18 protein-coding genes and 1 pseudogene are annotated in these 14,820 nt (G+C 63.1%); 8 read left to right on the top strand and 11 right to left on the bottom strand.

Translation table 11 applies throughout. The features are described from left to right. Positions 1-8 precede the first annotated feature (8 nt). The 9 genes and pseudogenes from LRS09_RS02155 to LRS09_RS02115 form a co-directional block, all read right to left on the bottom strand. Positions 9-425: a type II toxin-antitoxin system VapC family toxin gene (locus tag LRS09_RS02155; RefSeq protein ID WP_257810103.1), complete on the bottom strand. Its 417-nt coding sequence runs from the start codon at positions 423-425 to the stop codon at positions 9-11. A 5-nt stretch (positions 426-430) separates the two neighbouring features. Next, positions 431-682, bottom strand: a complete 252-nt coding sequence (locus tag LRS09_RS02150) for a type II toxin-antitoxin system Phd/YefM family antitoxin (RefSeq protein WP_257803978.1) — start codon at positions 680-682, stop codon at positions 431-433. A 344-nt stretch (positions 683-1,026) separates the two neighbouring features. Then, complete coding sequence (locus LRS09_RS02145) at positions 1,027-2,934, bottom strand: AAA family ATPase (RefSeq protein WP_257803976.1); 1,908 nt, start codon at positions 2,932-2,934, stop codon at positions 1,027-1,029. Between the two features lie 14 nt (positions 2,935-2,948). Next, complete coding sequence (locus LRS09_RS02140; protein ID WP_257803975.1) at positions 2,949-3,380, bottom strand: hypothetical protein; 432 nt, start codon at positions 3,378-3,380, stop codon at positions 2,949-2,951. Continuing rightward, positions 3,373-4,521 carry a hypothetical protein gene (locus tag LRS09_RS02135; RefSeq protein ID WP_257803974.1) on the bottom strand — a complete coding sequence of 383 codons (1,149 nt, stop codon included), beginning with the start codon at positions 4,519-4,521 and terminating at the stop codon, positions 3,373-3,375. Before LRS09_RS02135 ends, LRS09_RS02140 begins: the two co-directional genes overlap by 8 nt. A 140-nt stretch (positions 4,522-4,661) precedes the next feature. Further along, positions 4,662-5,060, bottom strand: a pseudogene (locus LRS09_RS02130) (endonuclease domain-containing protein); the annotation flags it as partial. 79 nt (positions 5,061-5,139) lie between these two features. Then, positions 5,140-6,228 carry a hypothetical protein gene (locus LRS09_RS02125; RefSeq protein ID WP_257803973.1) on the bottom strand — a complete coding sequence of 363 codons (1,089 nt, stop codon included), beginning with the start codon at positions 6,226-6,228 and terminating at the stop codon, positions 5,140-5,142. A 146-nt stretch (positions 6,229-6,374) separates the two neighbouring features. After that, the gene (locus LRS09_RS02120; protein ID WP_374684802.1) at positions 6,375-6,665 is read right to left on the bottom strand and encodes a BA14K family protein; all 291 of its coding nucleotides are present in this window, start codon (positions 6,663-6,665) and stop codon (positions 6,375-6,377) included. 315 nt (positions 6,666-6,980) lie between these two features. Beyond that, positions 6,981-7,592: a thymidine kinase gene (locus LRS09_RS02115; RefSeq protein ID WP_257803972.1), complete on the bottom strand. Its 612-nt coding sequence runs from the start codon at positions 7,590-7,592 to the stop codon at positions 6,981-6,983. Between the two features lie 212 nt (positions 7,593-7,804). Here LRS09_RS02115 and LRS09_RS02110 point away from each other — a divergent pair, with 212 nt between their 5' ends. The 3 genes from LRS09_RS02110 to choV all read left to right on the top strand — a co-directional run bounded on the left by LRS09_RS02110 (position 7,805) and on the right by choV (position 10,975). Further along, positions 7,805-8,740, top strand: a complete 936-nt coding sequence (locus tag LRS09_RS02110; RefSeq protein ID WP_257803970.1) for a choline ABC transporter substrate-binding protein — start codon at positions 7,805-7,807, stop codon at positions 8,738-8,740. Between the two features lie 202 nt (positions 8,741-8,942). Then, on the top strand, positions 8,943-9,797 hold the full coding sequence (choW, locus tag LRS09_RS02105) for a choline ABC transporter permease subunit (protein WP_257803969.1): 855 nt from the start codon (positions 8,943-8,945) through the stop codon (positions 9,795-9,797). Then, positions 9,794-10,975, top strand: coding sequence for a choline ABC transporter ATP-binding protein (choV, locus tag LRS09_RS02100; RefSeq protein WP_257803968.1), 1,182 nt, complete (start codon positions 9,794-9,796; stop codon positions 10,973-10,975). The genes choW and choV overlap by 4 nt, the downstream gene beginning before the upstream one ends. A gap of 64 nt (positions 10,976-11,039) precedes the next feature. Here the strand turns inward: choV and LRS09_RS02095 are convergent, their stop codons facing one another. After that, positions 11,040-11,867 (bottom strand): right-handed parallel beta-helix repeat-containing protein, encoded by an 828-nt coding sequence (locus tag LRS09_RS02095; RefSeq protein ID WP_257803967.1) that lies wholly within the window; start codon positions 11,865-11,867, stop codon positions 11,040-11,042. Between the two features lie 250 nt (positions 11,868-12,117). On the opposite strand from LRS09_RS02095, the gene LRS09_RS02090 reads away from it, so the two are divergent. After that, positions 12,118-12,597, top strand: a complete 480-nt coding sequence (locus LRS09_RS02090; RefSeq protein ID WP_257803964.1) for a VOC family protein — start codon at positions 12,118-12,120, stop codon at positions 12,595-12,597. Positions 12,598-12,641: 44 nt separating this feature from the next. Here LRS09_RS02090 and LRS09_RS02085 read toward each other — a convergent pair whose 3' ends face one another. Beyond that, positions 12,642-12,935, bottom strand: a complete 294-nt coding sequence (locus LRS09_RS02085; RefSeq protein WP_257803963.1) for a hypothetical protein — start codon at positions 12,933-12,935, stop codon at positions 12,642-12,644. Between the two features lie 324 nt (positions 12,936-13,259). On the opposite strand from LRS09_RS02085, the gene LRS09_RS02080 reads away from it, so the two are divergent. The 4 genes from LRS09_RS02080 (at position 13,260) to LRS09_RS02065 (ending at position 14,815) form a co-directional block, all read left to right on the top strand. Continuing rightward, positions 13,260-13,481, top strand: a complete 222-nt coding sequence (locus LRS09_RS02080; RefSeq protein WP_257803962.1) for a hypothetical protein — start codon at positions 13,260-13,262, stop codon at positions 13,479-13,481. Positions 13,482-13,548: 67 nt separating this feature from the next. Next, the gene (locus LRS09_RS02075) at positions 13,549-13,773 is read left to right on the top strand and encodes a hypothetical protein (protein WP_257803959.1); all 225 of its coding nucleotides are present in this window, start codon (positions 13,549-13,551) and stop codon (positions 13,771-13,773) included. 69 nt (positions 13,774-13,842) lie between these two features. Then, the gene (locus tag LRS09_RS02070; protein ID WP_257803958.1) at positions 13,843-14,058 is read left to right on the top strand and encodes a hypothetical protein; all 216 of its coding nucleotides are present in this window, start codon (positions 13,843-13,845) and stop codon (positions 14,056-14,058) included. Positions 14,059-14,191: 133 nt separating this feature from the next. Next, the gene (locus tag LRS09_RS02065) at positions 14,192-14,815 is read left to right on the top strand and encodes a TetR/AcrR family transcriptional regulator (RefSeq protein WP_257803957.1); all 624 of its coding nucleotides are present in this window, start codon (positions 14,192-14,194) and stop codon (positions 14,813-14,815) included. Positions 14,816-14,820: the final 5 nt, after the last annotated feature.

Below are 14,820 nucleotides of genomic sequence, written 5' to 3'. Positions count from 1 at the left end.
AGCTTCGATCAAACATGCTGCTGGGGCCAAGGCGACGGAACGCCAGCCAGCTTCGCCGCCCGTGCCAAGCCTGCGTCCAGTGTCGCGAGCGGGAGCTCCAGGCGGATGGCCGACTCGAGGTACGTCGCGTCATACAGCGTCAGTCCGTAGGCGGCGGCGAGATCGATCGTCGTGTCCCAGATGTAATCGGCACCAGATTTGTCGACGCGCAAAGGCAGTTGACCGATCAGGTCGAGAGCCTCGTGGATGTAGCCGTCTTCGATGCGCTTTCTCCTGGCACCCATCAGCAGCGAGTTTCCCACCTCGATGCGGAAGAGCGCCGGGACCACCGCACCTGTCGTGGCGACGATGTCCATAAGATCTTCGGTCAAGGCTCGATCCTCGTCGGGCATGACCCAATTCAGTGCCACCGAACTGTCGACCACGACACTCAATAGCGTCGACCCATTTCGATATAATCGCGTATCGTGAGACCGTCGGGATCGGGTTTGACCTTTTTGCGCATTTCGCGGATTGCCGCGACGGCGGCTCGTGCCTTCTCGACATCGCGAGGCGGATCCGTCGGGACGATCTTCGCGACGGCCTTGCCATGACGGGTGATGGTGATCTCCTCGCCCTTCTCAACCCGTTCGATCAAAGCGCTGAATGAGTTGCGTGCTTCCAGAATACCTGCTTCGGGCATGTCGTCACCATTTCTAGCCAGCCACGCCACAATTTACAGTCTCGAGCCAAGGATTTCAATTGGCGGGTGGCCCAAATATAACATCAATAATTATCATGGGAATGCCAAACACAAACATCCATATCCAGAAAGGAACAATTAGCCGAAGCGAAGCATAACCTGCTTCCCGGATGTATTCGAGGCTGGGCAATCCATTCTTGTGACGCGGAATTCGCTGGGCCTGATCATATGCTTTCCAGCGATCACCACTGCGAAAGGCAACTACGGCAAGCCCCGCAAGAAATACTATCCATATGTGCGGACGCACGCATGCCAGGTAGATCTCCGAAGCCGTTTCCACCGTCCTACCCCCACAACCCCTTCGCCTTCATCTCCTCGATCTCCTTCACCGCCCGCTCGCGCAGCTTGGCGTCGCGCACCAGCTTCGACACCGCGGCGTCGTCCGACTTGTCGGAGTAGCGGAATTCCGAGTCGGCGTAGCGGTTCACCTCCTGCATCACCATTTCCATGTCGAAGGGGCCGCGCAGTTCCTCGATCATCGCCTTCTTGTCGTCGTAGGGCTTGTGCATGAAGGTTTCGGGCTTCTCGAACCAGTCGTCAGGCAGTTCGATGTCCATGGCGCGCATCTTGATCGCGTCGGTGACGTTCTTGATGGCGCGGCCGGTGAAGCGCGGCTCGGCTTCCTTGATCAGGTGCAGGTAGGTGCCGATGTCGGCCATGGTCTTCGGCTGGCCGTTCTCCTTCATGAACCGCTCGTAGACGCGCATCAGCCCGTCCTCGTGCGGTTTCGAATGGCTCTCATAGGCATTGTCGACGGCGCGCTGGATCTCCTGCGCGGCGTAGAGCTGGTGCTCGCCGAGGGGGATCTTGTGGTTCTTGCCGGCCAGGAGCACGAAGATGTCGATATAGTCGTCGCGGCTCTGCGGGCCGTCGACCAGCCAGCGGGCGCCGGCGCGCTGGCGCAGCGCATCGTCGACATTCTCCGGATAGTTGGAGAACATGCCGAAGGAGGCGTTGCCGCGCACCACGGTCATCGCGCCGGAGAAGGCGTCCATCAGCACACCGGTGATCTCGTGCTGGCCGGCAGACGCCCGGTCGTCGGAGCGCTTGGCCGCCACCTGGTCGATGTCGTCGATGGTGCCGAAGCCGATCGCCTTCGGGTTCAGCACGTTTTCCACGAAGGCGCGGCAGTTCTGGCCGGACTTGCCCTGATAGGACGAGATCTGGTCGACGCCGAAGTTCTGGTAGTGGAACGGATAGCCCGCCACCTGGCAGTGGCCGTTGACGAGGCCGGCGATCATCTGGATCAGCGTCGTCTTGCCGGTGCCGGGCGCGCCGTCGCCGATGAAGGTGAACAGGAAGCCGCCCAGTTCGACGAAGGGGTTCATCTGCCGGTCGAAATCGTAGGCGACCAGCATCTTGGCGAGCTTCACTGCCTGGTATTTGGCGATGTGGTTGCCGACGACCTCCTCCGGCTTCTTGAAGGTCATCACCAGGGGCTTGGCCTTCTGCCCGGGCGCGACGTCGAAGCCGTTGAGGGTGAAGTCGTCCGCCTCGATGCGGATATGCGCGTCCTCGAAGGCGCCGAGCCCGTCGAAGCGGCCTTTTCGCGTCAGCAGGCCCTCGATCGCGATGCGGGCGAAGGCTTTCGCGCGCGCCATCATGTCGTGGTCGTCCTTCGACCCGGCAAGCGCCGTGTCGAGCCCTGCCACCAGCGACTTCAGCGCATCCTGCGCGGTGTCGAACAGGAAGTCGGGCTCGGCGATGTCGTTCGGCGGCTCGCCGTCGGCCTCGATCGTCTGCGCGAGATAGGAGGCAAAGGCGAAGGCGGCGACGTAGGCCGAGGCGTTGACGAGCTTCTTGAAGTTCGAAGCCTCCTCGCCCTCCAGCGGCGCACGCGCATTCTTGGCCTGCAGGGCCTCGAGATCGTTGCCGCGCGCGAAGACATCGGCGACCGCGAGCGCTACGGCGAGGCCGCGTCGCGCCCGGAACAGCAGCGTGTGCTGCAGGATCGACAGCATCTGGTCGTCCGGGCGCACGGCGGCGATGCGCTTGGCGAGCTCGACCTCCTTGGTGCGCTGGACCGAGCCGGTCGAGACCGTCGAGACGAAGCGGCGGCCGGTGCCGGCGAGTCCGGTGTTGGCGAGGCCTGTGGAGGCTTCCAGCACGATCACCCGCGTCACCATCGATTGCGCGGTGGCGCGATGCTTGTCGATGTCCTTCTCGTCGATGGTCGTCAGGCCGGTGTCCATGTCGTCTCCACCTCTTAATTATCCTTGCGGTCGAACTTGTTGACCACCATGAAGATTAGCAAGGCGAAGGCGATCATCAAAAGATAACCTGCAGTAAGGATAGCAACGGCTTTTGGCTCGAATCCTTCACCTGGGCCATTAAGGCCAATCCCCGGGCGATATCCTGTTGTAAAAATAAAAATGAAAAGAATAACTATATTGGAAAAAACTGCTGCTGTTGCAGTAAATATTACGTTTTTCGATCCTGTTACAAATATCAAAAAAGCAACTATTAATCCTGACGTGGGTATTGCGATGTCGATGGTCTTGTGAATCGGGACTTGTCTGACGAAGTAGATAATTGGGAAGATGATCCAAACAATCATGTTGACCGCAATCGCACTTGCAGGTGCGTGTTGCTTGATGAAATTTGCGATGTGGTCTGAGTTCGCCGGTGAATCAGACATCTGAAATCACCCGTCCGCCGGACAGGATGTGCACCTTGTAGCCGCCGAAGATCTTCTGCGCCTCGCCGGCGGCGTAGAGGGCCTGGTAGGCCTCGTGCGGGACGAGCGCGTGCTTCTCGTAGCTCGACACGCCCATGCGGGCGGCTTCGAGGTCGTCGGTGTTGATGTAGAACTCCTGAGTCGCCTTCTCGCTGGAGAAGAGGCCGCGGCGGCCGGGACGCTCGTTCTTGGAGTAGACCTCCTGCACGGTCCAGGTCAGCAGCCAGGCGTTCTCGGCCTTGCGTACCTTTTCCAGAACCTGCTGAACCGTCGAATTGTTTTCGGTGATGCCGGCCGAGTAGAACGGCCCCAGCACGAAGCGGCGCAGCTGCTTGGGGTGTAGTGTCTCGAAATCCTTGTCGAGATTGCCGGCGATGGTGGCGGGCGTCAGCGTGTAGGCGGAGTTCTTGGCGGCGAAGTCGTCGAACCTGTGCGCGAGTTCGGGATTGAGCAGGCCCTCGACCGGCAGCGGGATCTCGACCTTCTCGTTGAGGCGGCCGTCTCGGGTCACCAGCGTGTCGACCATCTTGTCGGAGGAATCCTCGACCGCGGCCATGTAGACCAGCGGCAGGTTGGCCAGCCCGTCGAAGGCGCCCCAGTGGACGAAGTAGTAGGGCCGCATGGTCTTGGGATTGGCCGAGACTTTCACCGTCTTGGGCAGCACGAAGGGCGCGAAGACCTGTCCGGTCGAGACCTCCTGCAGGTAGAGCCGCTCGGCCATCATGCGCTGCAGCTCGGTGGGCATCGCCTTATGGCGCAGGATGAAGTCGGCCATCTCGGCGCGCAGCGCCTCGGGGGAGGGGATCGCGGTCAGGCGCTGCTCGGCGGTGCGGCGGTCGTTCTCCAGTTCCAGCACGTTCTGGAACACCGGAAAGCCGCTCTCGGCGCGGGAGATGCGGAAGCTCTCCATGAAGCCCAGCCGGTTGCGCCAGGCTCCGAACGAGTGCTCCAGCCGCACGATATATTCCGCCACCACCTGCGCGATCACGTCGTGCCGGTAGAGCGGCGAGGAATCGTCGCGCAGGAAGATGTCCAGCCCAGCAAGCGCGGCGTTGATGGCGTCGAAGTAGCGGGCGGCGGGGTTGTCTTGGCTTATGGCCATCTAATCTACTGCCCCTCACCCTTACCCTCTCCCCGTGAAGAACGGGGAGAGGGGGGCGCCGACGTTGATGCCTCCCTCTCCCCGTTCTTCACGGGGAGAGGGTAAGGGTGAGGGGCGACGCCAGCGGTTACGAAACTACCTCTATAGTTTGCCGCCGGAACAAAGCGCAGGTCCGGCGCCTCCACAGGCTCCATGCGCCGCTCCAGCGCCGCAATCAGCGTGTCCAACACCGCGTCGCGATCCTTCAATGCGTCAATATTCCAAAACCGCAGCACTGACCAACCTGCCTCTGCCATGAAACGATCTCGTCTGCGGTCATAGGCACTATCGAGGTGCTGACTACCATCCAACTCAACGACCAGTCGGCTCTCGCGGCAGGCGAAATCGGCGAAATACGGTCCGATTGGAAACTGCCGGGTGAATTTAAAGCCACCAAGCCGACGTCCCTTCAATTCTGACCAGAGCGCCTTTTCGGCGTCGTTGTCCGCCTTGCGCAGCGTCCGCGCGCGTGTAGTCCGAAACTCCTGAGGTCCGCGCATGTCCGGCACCCACCTCAACCGATTCCGTGTAGAGGCAGCGAGGAACAGCGTCATCTGAGATATGGCCCAGGTTCCGCCCTCAAGCCTTCACGTAATCCGCCGAATTGTGCTTGCGCATCACCTCATCGAAGCGGCGGGCAAAGGCATCGTCGGCGAGCTTCTTGCGGCGCTGGATGTCGGCGGTGGTGACCATGTTCTTCTCGTGCATTTCGAGCAGGTCGCCAATGTGCTTCTGGGCGGCAGCACCGATGCCGGCCATGGTCTCCTCGGCCGTGTTGTCCACCTGGCTGCCCAGCGTGTTGATCTTGTGCGCGACGTCCTGCTGGGCCGCGGTCTTCAGCGAATCCTCCAGCGCCTTGTAGAGGACGATGCGCTGCTCGGTGTCGATGGTCAGCTTGTTGATCAGCGTCGACTGGGCGGCGATCTGGTTGTTGAGCGAATCGACGAAGGTCTGGAACATCGACGTGTAGCGTTCCAGTGTCTGGCTCTCGGCAAGCAGTTCCTGCTCCTTCGCCTGCTTCTCGTTGTATTCGGTCGCGAGCTTCGAGCGGTCGCCTTCGAGCTGCGTGCGCTCCTGCTGGCTGGTGGAGGCGGCGATCTTGTTCTCGATGTCGAGCAGCAGCGGGTTCAGCTCCTCGATCCGCTTCTGCGTCGCGGTGAGGTTCTCCATCGTCACCTTGCGACGCTCGATCACCTGGCTGAGGCTTGCCTCCGAGGTCTTGTAGCGCTGCTCGAGGACGTTTTTCTGCTCGCGCAGGATGCCGACGATCGTGTCGGACTTGGCGAGCAGTTCCTGCAGGTTGCCGGCCAGCGACATGTTGCGCACGCGCTCGGTGCGCATGCGCTGCTTGCGTTGCTGCGAGAAGACGCCGATGAAGTTCTCCCAGCCGGTAAAGCTCTTCATCGTCTCGAATTCGGTGCCGAACACGTTGGTGGCGTCCTCGAGGCCGATGATGAGGTCGGCGATGTTCGCCTCCATCGTCTTCTGCTGCTTGAGCACGTCCTCGATGCGGGCGTTCTCGATATCGAAGTCGGCCTGGCCGATCTTGGCATCCGTCTTGGCGAACTTTTCCAGCAGGATTCCGGACTGCTCGATCTTGGAGCGCATGTCCTCGACGGTGCGCTTGGTCTTCTCGATCTCGGAATCGAAGTTCTGCAGTGTCGCCATGAATTCCCTCCGGGGCCGACGTTCGGTCACGCGGGCGAATATATGGGTGCAGTGTTTCGATTGAAAGTCGCCGGGCCGGAGGAATGTTGCGGCAGGCAAAGGAAGCCCGCCCAATGCGGGCGGGCTTCGGGCGGGGCCGATCGGGATCAGCTATAGGGCGAATAGCACTGCTGGCGCGGGCCGTTATAAGGCTGGAACGTGTTGTCCGAAGCGCGGTAGGAGCGATAGCGGTTGTAACACCAGTCGACATGCGCCGAACTGGCCGGTCGCGCCGACGTCGAGCCGTTGATCGCATTGCCGATGATCGCGCCGGCAATGAAGGCACCGGCGGGGAACCACCAGCCATTGTGGTACCGGTAGCCGGGCCGCTTGTCGCGGTAGCCGCGATGGCCGTTGTAGTAGTACCCGGCCGTTGCGCTGCTCGAAACGTGCCTCACGACGATCCTGCCTGCGCTCGAACCGGTCCTCGCGACGGTCCTGGCGCCTGTCGAACCGCCACTGACGCTGCCGGTCACTCATTTGGACATTGAGCAGATTGCCGCCGGTCGCCTCCGTCTGCGTGTTTGGCGCGACGAGCGGAGCGGCGGCCACCGGCAGGGCCGAGCCCGCCGCGAAGGTGAGCGCGATGGCCGCGCAGATTGTTTTGCTGAAGATCTTCATTGACTTGCCTCGTGACGTTGTCCCTATGCCGGACCAACGAGGCTCGCCTCAGATCGTTGCATTAAATATCGGTAAAGGTTGGCATTCCCGCGTCACCCGCCGGTAAAGCCGATAAAGTCCTCCGGGTCGACGCGGCCCATCTCCTCCTCCCAATGGCGGCGGCAGAGCGAGCGGTAGACGTCCTTGCCGATCGCCACCTGGTCGCCCTGCTTGGCCACCTTGCCGTCGGGGCCGAGGCGCACCACCATCGTCGCCTTGCGCCCGCAGGGACAGATCGTGCGCACTTCGCGCAGCTCGTCGGCGATGGCCAGCAGCGCTTCCGAGCCGGAGAACAGCTTGCCCTGGAAGTCGGTCCTCAGCCCGTAGCACATCACCGGGATGTCCAGCCGGTCGACGATGCGGGCGAGTTGCCAGACCTGCGCGTCCTCCAGGAACTGCGCCTCGTCGACGAAGACGCAGTGGATCGGCCGGTGGCGGTGATGCTCGGCGATCAGCTCGAACAGGTCGTCGCCGTCGCGGAACACGTCCGCGTCGGATTCGAGCCCGATGCGCGAGGAGATGTAGCCCTGGTCCTGCTTGCGGTAGTGGCCGGCGACCAGCAGAAGCGTGTGCATGCCGCTCTCGCGGTAGTTGTGCGACGCCTGCAGCAGCATCGTCGACTTGCCCGCGTTCATCGTTGCATAATGGAAGTAGAGCTTGGCCATTCAGCTGCCTTTAATTGCTGCGGCGCGAAACGGGGAGGGGGCCTGCCGCGGTTCCACCGAAAATTGCCGGCCTCAGCCGTGCGCGTCGCAGGCAGGCAGCGTTCTGACGGCTAAAGGACAGGCGCGCGGCTTGAAAGAACGGAAGAATGGTGTTTCGTTCGGGGCACAATGAAAGATATTCCCCTCGATCGGGACAAAATGGGAGACTGTTCATGCTGAAGTCCAAATCAGTGCTTCTGGCGCTGGGCGCTGGCCTCGTCGCCGGCCAGGCGCTCGCCGCCGACCCCGAAAGCTGCAAGGCGGTGCGCTTCGCCGATGTCGGCTGGACCGACATCACCGCCACGACCGCTACCGCCTCCGTCGTGCTCACCGCGCTCGGCTACGAGCCTTCGACGCAGCTGCTCTCGGTGCCGGTCACCTACACCTCGCTCGCCAACAAGGACATCGACGTCTTCCTCGGCAACTGGATGCCGACCATGGAAGCCGACATCAAGCCTTATCTGGAGGCAAAGACCGTCGAGACGCTGGTGACGAACCTCGAAGGCGCGAAATACACGCTCGCCGTGCCGAAATACACGTTCGACGCCGGCCTGAAGTCGTTCGAAGACATCGCCAAGTTCAAGGACAAGCTGGACGGCAAGATCTACGGCATCGAGGCCGGCAATGACGGCAACCGGCTGATCCTCGACATGATCTCGGCCGACAAGTTCGGCCTGAAGGATTTCGAGCTGGTCGAGAGCTCCGAAGCCGGCATGCTGTCGGCGGTGCAGAAGGCCGCCTCCTCCAAGCAGGACGTCGTCTTCCTGGGCTGGGAGCCGCATCCGATGAACGCTAATATCGAGATGGCCTACCTCTCGGGCGGTGACGACGTGTTCGGCCCGAACTACGGCGGCGCCATCGTCGCCACCAATGTGCGGGCCGGCTACGCCACCGAATGTCCGAACGTCGGCACGCTGCTCAAGAACATGATCTTCTCGCTGAAGATGGAGAACGAGATCATGGGCGCGATCCTCAACGACGGCAAGGACGCCACCGTCGCCGCGACGGAATGGCTGAAGGCCAACCCCGACACGATCACCCCCTGGCTCGCGGGCGTAACCACGCTCGACGGCAAGGATGGGCTGGAAGCGGTCAAGGGCGCGCTGTAACGGCGGGCGCTGCGACCCCCCCTCTGCCCTGCCGGGCATCTCCCCCTCAAGAGGGGAGATCGGCTTCCGGCAAGGGCGGCGGCCGTCGAGATCGCGGGTGAGTGGGGCAAGCGTTCGAACTGCAGATCTCCCCCCTTGAGGGGGAGATGCCCGGCAGGGCAGAGGGGGGTATTTCACCTCCCGGCAAGGGGGAAGACCAGGTATGGATCCGCTCAGCGAACTCATCCGCAGTATGAAGATCCCCGTGGGGCGCTGGGGCAAGCAGTTCTTCGACTTCCTGACGCAGAACTTCGAGTGGTTCTTCTCCTCGATCGCCAATGTCGCCACCTGGGTGCTCGACGGGCTGATCGACATCGTCCTGTGGTTCCCGCCGATCCTCGTCGTCGCCGCGATCGTGGCGCTTGCCTGGTATCTGCAGCGGTCGTGGAAGATCGCGCTGTTCGTGGCGCTCGGGCTCTTGTTCATCGTCAACCAGGGGCTCTGGAAGGAGACGGTCGAGACCATCGTGCTGGTGGTCGGCGCCGCGGCCGCCTCGATGGCGATCGGCGTGCCGGTCGGCATCTGGGCCGCGCACAATCCGCGCGCCTGGGCGTGGCTGAACCCGATCCTCGACCTGATGCAGACGATGCCGACCTTCGTCTATCTGATCCCGGTGCTGATCCTGTTCGGCCTCGGCGTGGCGCCCGGCCTGATCGTCACCGTCATCTTCGCCGCGCCCGCGCCGATCCGGCTCACCTATCTCGGCATCACCTCGGTGCCGAAGCCGATGCTGGAGGCGGGGCAGGCCTTCGGCGCGACCAAGCGCCAGCTGCTCTACAAGGTCGAGCTGCCGGCGGCGCTGCCCACCATCATGGCGGGGCTGACCCAATGCATCATGCTGTGCCTGTCGATGGTGGTCATCGCGGCGCTGATCGGCGCCAACGGTCTCGGCAAGCCGGTGGTCCGGGCGCTCAACTCGGTCAACATCCCGCTCGGACTTGAAGCGGGGCTCGCCATCGTCGTGCTCGCCATCATCCTCGACCGCATCTCCCGCGTGAAGATGGGAGGCGTCAAATGAGCGTCGCCGTCGATTTCCGCAACGTCGACATCGTCTTCGGCGAGAACCAGAAGGCCGCGCTCGCCATGCTCGACGCCGGCGCGGATCGCGCCGACATCCTGGAGAAGACCGGCCAGGTGCTGGGGGCCGCGGGCGCCAACCTCACCGTCGAGGAGGGCGAGATCTCCGTCCTGATGGGCCTGTCGGGATCGGGCAAGTCGACGCTCCTGCGCGCCGTCAACCGGCTCAATGTCGTCACGCGCGGCCAGGTTCTGGTCAAGGACGGCGAGCGCATGGTCGACATCGTCTCCTGCGACGAGGCGACGCTGCGCCACATGCGGCAGAAGAACGTGGCGATGGTGTTCCAGCAGTTCGCGCTCTTGCCCTGGCGCACCGTGGCGGAGAATGTCGGCTTCGGGCTGGAGCTCGCAGGCGTGCCGGAGGCCGAGCGCAAGGAGCGCGTCGCGCGCCAGCTCAAGCTCGTCAATCTCGACCAGTGGGCCAACAAATACGCCCATGAGCTGTCCGGCGGCATGCAGCAGCGCGTCGGCCTTGCGCGGGCCTTCGCCACCGAGGCGCCGATCCTGCTGATGGACGAGCCGTTCTCCGCGCTCGACCCGCTGATCAGGACCAAGCTTCAGGACGAGCTGCTGCAGCTGCAGAAGACCTTGAAGAAGACGATCGTCTTCGTCTCGCACGACCTGGAAGAGGCGCTGAAGATCGGCAACCGGATCACGATCATGGAGGGCGGCCGAATCGTCCAGTCCGGCCCGCCGGAAGACATCGTGCTCAAGCCCGCCAACGCCTATGTGCGCGACTTCATCGCCAATGTGAATCCGCTCTCGGTGCTGACCGCCTGGAACGTGATGCGCGACCGGCGCGACCTGGAGAGCGCGGGCGAGGGCTGGCTGTGGCTCGACCGCCGCCGCACGACGCGCTTCAAGATCGATGCCGACGGGCTGGTGGCGGCGGCCGAGCGCGACGGCAAGCCGGCGGTCTGGGTCTCCTGCGACGACGTCGAAACCTTACCCGATGACGCCCCGCACGTCTTCTGGGCGCGGCCGGGCACGAGCCTGAAGACGGTGATGCTGGCCATGCACCGCAGCCAGACCTCGCCGGTGGCGCTGTTTGATGATCAGAGCCGGTTTGTCGGAGCGATCGGGATCAGGGACGTGTTGAGCGCGGTGTTGAGGAGGTAGGCCGCCCCGCGGATAAAACTCGTCGCCCGCTCCGGCAAATCGCGATGCCGCGCATGCCCTGTCTCTAATAGGAATCGTTCTCTCTACTTGTCTCGCACCCGGTATACGGCGTTACGAAGGTTGTTGTTACGGCATTCCTGACGCAGGCGTCGCTTGAACTATATGCGCCAATGCCAGTGCTTCCGGACGAAGTGGTCACGATGTTGTTTCTGAGAACGTTGCGGTCACCGCTTCCTATGTAGATGCCGTTTCTGGTGCCTCCGCCGATAACGCCATGGATCTCGTTGCTGTCGATGACCGACTGCTCGGCAAATTCGACACGAATGCCGTTGGAGGTCGACGTTTCCGAAACACTGCCGATGATGTTGCCGGTAATCGAAACTTGGTATCCGGTGTCGACATAGATACCGGACGCGCTTGAGCCTGCGCCCTCTCCGGTATTGGTGATGAAGTTGTTGCGGGCGATGAGGTTGGACCCGGCGAGAAAGAGGCCGTTGCCTCTGGCGCCGTCGAGCCGGAGATCCTCGACGATCTGTCCGAGCCCCCCCGACATGTAGACGTTGTTGTAGAACCCGCGGACGGTGCCGTTGCGCACGGTGACGTTCTGCCGGCTGTAGCTGGCGATTCCATAAGCCGTGGTGTTCGTTCCACCGCCAAGGCCGCCGAGCTTGAAGCCGTTCATCTCTATCGTGACGTTGTTCGTGTTGACGAGTATCGCGGTGCCGCTCGTCATCGACGTGGCGAGATCGTGTTTGAGGCAATAGATGCCTTGCGCCGTGATGACGACGGGCACCGTCTCGATCGGCGTGCAATCGACCACTTCCGCGGATGCTGATGACGCGGCCAGCAACAGCGAAATCGCGGCACCGGCCAAGGGAACCAGACGTCTCATGCAATTCTCCTGTGTCTCGTGATGACGTTAGGGAAATCAAACCCCATCGGGACGAGAATGTCCACGGTCGCCGAACTGGCCTCAGATTGCGCCGTTGCAGACCGCATTGCGGGCAAGGCCCCGCCTGTCCGTAGCCGTCAGCAGACCGCCGCTGCCGTCTTGTCTGCGGCCTCTCGAAGACTACCCTTCTTTTCTCTGTCGGCCGTCGCCCTGAGCCGAGACGGCCGGCCAGTCCCGAGGAGGAGACACCATGCCCATTCCCAAGAACACGATCTGCATCTGGTATGAGAAGGAGGCCGAGGCCGCGGCCCGGTTCTATGCCGAGATCTTTCCCGACAGCCGGGTCGACGCGGTGCACCGCGCGCCGGCGGATTTTCCGTCGGGCAAGAAGGGCGACGTGCTGACGGTCGACTTCGTCGTCGCCGGCATTCCCTGCATCGGGCTCAACGGCGGGACGGCATTCAAGCAGAGCGAGGCCTTTTCGTTCCAGATCGCCACCGACGACCAGGCTGAGACCGACCACTACTGGAACGCCATCGTCGGCAATGGCGGACAGGAAAGCGTCTGCGGCTGGTGCAAGGACCGCTGGGGCGTCTCCTGGCAGATCACGCCGCGGACGCTGACCGAGGCGATGGCCGCCGGCGGCGAGGAAGCAAGGCGCGCCTTCGAGGCGATGATGGAGATGAAGAAGATCGACGTCGCCGCGATCGATGCCGCGCGGCGCGGCTGAGAGGCGAGGGGCAGGGCGGCACCTGCCCCAATGGGGCGTGCCCGTCACCCCGGCTGGAATTCGCGCAGCAGCTGCATCCACAACAGCGCGTACAGCACAATCCCCGCGCCGGCGAGAGACGCGGCGACGGGTAGCGCGCGGTTGGAGATCGACATCAGCAGCGCCGGCAGCATGCAGGCCAGCGTGATGCCGGTCAGGGGCACTTCGGCGAGCCATTGGAAGCCCGAGCCGTCGCCCGCCGGCAGGCGCGCGATGTGCCGGAACGTGTAGATCCAGAATAAGAGCCCCGCCGCGCAGGCGGCGAGTGTGAAGGCGCGCAGTGCGCTGGTCGTGGTCATGCGGCCCTCCCTTGCCGGGGAATCCGGCTGCCGGGACGGCCCTGATATCGCCGCCGCGCGTAACCGCGCCATGCCTGCGGGAAAGCTCTTTCCGCCTCCTTTGCAACAACCGCGATTCCTTCCCGCAACTGCTGCCACGCCAACGGCGCTGCGGAGAGGCGAACCTGCCCGTCTTTCCTCATCACAAGCCGGCTCACAAAGTCGTGATAAAATGACATCAACAATGCCACTTGTTATTGGCATTGTAGGTGCCTATTTCCTCGTCAGGCCAACGACGACGACGCGAACTGCCGCCGCCGAGCCCCCACAAGAAAGGCAAAGACAATGAACAAGATCGTTCTCGCTTCCGTCGCTCTCCTCGGCCTGGCCGGCGTTGCCGGCGCCCAGGAAGTCCCGGCCTTCTACGGCCAGAACCCCTATGGCGTGACTGCCGATGCGCAGGGCACCGTCCATTCGGCGACCATCGTCTCCGGCCAGTCGGGCGCTTCGCTCACCGGCACTGACGGCTTCCAGATCAACTTGAACCAGAACTACGCCGGCAAGTAATCCGGCATCCGGCACGGGAGGCGGCCGATCCGCCGCCTCCGCGCCCTCTCAACGAAAGGCAAAGACAATGAACAAGATCATCCTCGCTTCCGTCGCTCTTCTCGGCCTGGCCGGTGTTGCCGGCGCTCAGGAAGTCCCGGCCTTCTACGGCGTGAACCCCTACGGCCAGACCGTCGAAGCCCCGCAGCAGAAGGCTCATTCGGCCACCATCGTCCGCGAGCAGTCGAACTCGACCGTCCCCGGCCATGACGGCTTCCAGATCAACCGCAACCAGAACTACTCCGGCAAGTAAGCCGGGACACGGCACGGGAGGCGGGCGATGCGCCGCCTCCGCGCCCAACCTCAACGAAAGGCAAAGACAATGAACAAGTTCCTCCTCGCTTCCGTCGCTCTCCTCGGTCTCGCCGGCGTTGCCGGTGCTCAGGAAGTCCCCGCCTTCTACGGCGTGAACCCCTACGGCCAGACCATCGAAGGCTCGCAGGCCGCGTCGCATGTCGTCTCCGGCCAGGCCAGCGCCACCGTGACCGGCACCGACGGGTTCCAGATCAACCAGAACGAAAACTACTCCGGCCGCTAAGTCGGAGTTTGAGGGGCGGCCGGGACAGACCGGCCGTCCTCTCCGTCCAGGAAAATCCGGGCGGGGAACAGGAGAGGGAAGACGACAGTTGTGGAGATGATGTAAGCTCGCAACGGCGAAAGGAGAAAGGCAGATGTCTGAGACCACATTCGACACCATGACGGCCGAGCGGCTGCGGGACGATGTGTCTTTGCCTGACGGACGCCGCCTTCGTGCCGAGCGCAGCCGCAAGTGCATCGTCGACGCGCTGATCACCCTCATCCGCAACCGCGAGATCATGCCGAGCGCCGAGCGAGTCTCGGAAGAAGCCAAGGTCGGGCTTCGCACCGTGTTCCGCCATTTCGAGGATATGGACAGCCTCTACCAGGAGGTCGGCGACCATATCGACGCGCAGATCCAGCCGATCATGAGCAGACCGTTCATCGCCAGCGACTGGCGGGGCAAGATCCTCGAACTTATCGACCGCCGCGCCGAGGCCTTCGAATGGGTGATGCCCTTCAAGGTGCAGGCGAATGCGCGGCTTTTGCAGTCCGACTACCTCAAGGCCAAGCACCGCTGCGCCGTCGATGCCGACATCGAGCGGCTGTGCACGATCTTGCCTCCCGAGGTGAAGCGCGACGCGGCCCTCTTCGACGCCTACCTGGCAGCGCTCAGCTTCGACGTCTGGTATCGCCTGCGCCAGGACCAGGGTCGCACGGCCGATCAGGCGAAGGCGGCGGTGCGTCGGCTGATCGACGGGCTGCTCGCGACGAGCTGAGCGTC

The organism is Mesorhizobium sp. J428 (genome assembly GCF_024699925.1).
GTDB lineage: Bacteria > Pseudomonadota > Alphaproteobacteria > Rhizobiales > Rhizobiaceae > Mesorhizobium_A.
The sequence above is the reverse complement of the archived record's forward strand: the minus strand, read 5'-3'. Positions and strand labels throughout refer to the sequence as shown.

Excerpts from the sequence above, each read along its gene's own strand:
- LRS09_RS02150 (WP_257803978.1), bottom strand. The coding sequence starts at position 682 with ATGCCCGAAGCAGGTATTCTGGAAGCACGCAACTCATTCAGCGCTTTG.
- LRS09_RS02145 (WP_257803976.1), bottom strand. The coding sequence starts at position 2,934 with ATGGACACCGGCCTGACGACCATCGACGAGAAGGACATCGACAAGCAT.
- LRS09_RS02140 (WP_257803975.1), bottom strand. The coding sequence starts at position 3,380 with ATGTCTGATTCACCGGCGAACTCAGACCACATCGCAAATTTCATCAAG.
- LRS09_RS02135 (WP_257803974.1), bottom strand. The coding sequence starts at position 4,521 with ATGGCCATAAGCCAAGACAACCCCGCCGCCCGCTACTTCGACGCCATC.
- LRS09_RS02125 (WP_257803973.1), bottom strand. The coding sequence starts at position 6,228 with ATGGCGACACTGCAGAACTTCGATTCCGAGATCGAGAAGACCAAGCGC.
- LRS09_RS02115 (WP_257803972.1), bottom strand. The coding sequence starts at position 7,592 with ATGGCCAAGCTCTACTTCCATTATGCAACGATGAACGCGGGCAAGTCG.
- LRS09_RS02110 (WP_257803970.1), top strand. The coding sequence starts at position 7,805 with ATGCTGAAGTCCAAATCAGTGCTTCTGGCGCTGGGCGCTGGCCTCGTC.
- choW (WP_257803969.1), top strand. The coding sequence starts at position 8,943 with ATGGATCCGCTCAGCGAACTCATCCGCAGTATGAAGATCCCCGTGGGG.
- choV (WP_257803968.1), top strand. The coding sequence starts at position 9,794 with ATGAGCGTCGCCGTCGATTTCCGCAACGTCGACATCGTCTTCGGCGAG.
- LRS09_RS02095 (WP_257803967.1), bottom strand. The coding sequence starts at position 11,867 with ATGAGACGTCTGGTTCCCTTGGCCGGTGCCGCGATTTCGCTGTTGCTG.
- LRS09_RS02090 (WP_257803964.1), top strand. The coding sequence starts at position 12,118 with ATGCCCATTCCCAAGAACACGATCTGCATCTGGTATGAGAAGGAGGCC.
- LRS09_RS02085 (WP_257803963.1), bottom strand. The coding sequence starts at position 12,935 with ATGACCACGACCAGCGCACTGCGCGCCTTCACACTCGCCGCCTGCGCG.
- LRS09_RS02080 (WP_257803962.1), top strand. The coding sequence starts at position 13,260 with ATGAACAAGATCGTTCTCGCTTCCGTCGCTCTCCTCGGCCTGGCCGGC.
- LRS09_RS02075 (WP_257803959.1), top strand. The coding sequence starts at position 13,549 with ATGAACAAGATCATCCTCGCTTCCGTCGCTCTTCTCGGCCTGGCCGGT.
- LRS09_RS02070 (WP_257803958.1), top strand. The coding sequence starts at position 13,843 with ATGAACAAGTTCCTCCTCGCTTCCGTCGCTCTCCTCGGTCTCGCCGGC.
- LRS09_RS02065 (WP_257803957.1), top strand. The coding sequence starts at position 14,192 with ATGTCTGAGACCACATTCGACACCATGACGGCCGAGCGGCTGCGGGAC.